The sequence below is a fragment of the Mycobacterium helveticum genome, from assembly GCF_007714205.1.
GTDB lineage: Bacteria > Actinomycetota > Actinomycetes > Mycobacteriales > Mycobacteriaceae > Mycobacterium > Mycobacterium helveticum.
This window is the reverse complement of sequence record NZ_VMQU01000429.1, coordinates 1-216: the sequence shown is the minus strand read 5'-3', so window position 1 is coordinate 216 and position 216 is coordinate 1. Positions and strand designations below refer to the sequence as shown.

The 216-nt window shown below is 60.6% G+C and carries 1 pseudogene; it reads right to left on the bottom strand.

Features of this window, described 5'->3' with window-relative positions:
- Window positions 1–216: pseudogene (locus tag FPZ47_RS28830) on the bottom strand (hypothetical protein); the annotation flags it as partial.

The following is a 216-nucleotide window of genomic DNA, read 5'->3' as shown; positions in this document are numbered from 1 at the left end:
GTAGGGGAAGTAGGTGGAAAACTTGATGAAGAACGGGCCGAAATCCTCATCGAGGCAATAAAAGTAGAAGTAGTTGATGAACGCCGTGGAGCGCACCAGCCACGCATAGGGTTCCCCGGCGGCGTTGTAGCGGCGCTGGGTGCGCCACACCAGCGCCTTCTCTTGGGCCCGCCCGACGAACAACACGCCCTCGGCGCCGCTGAACCGGGCCAAAAA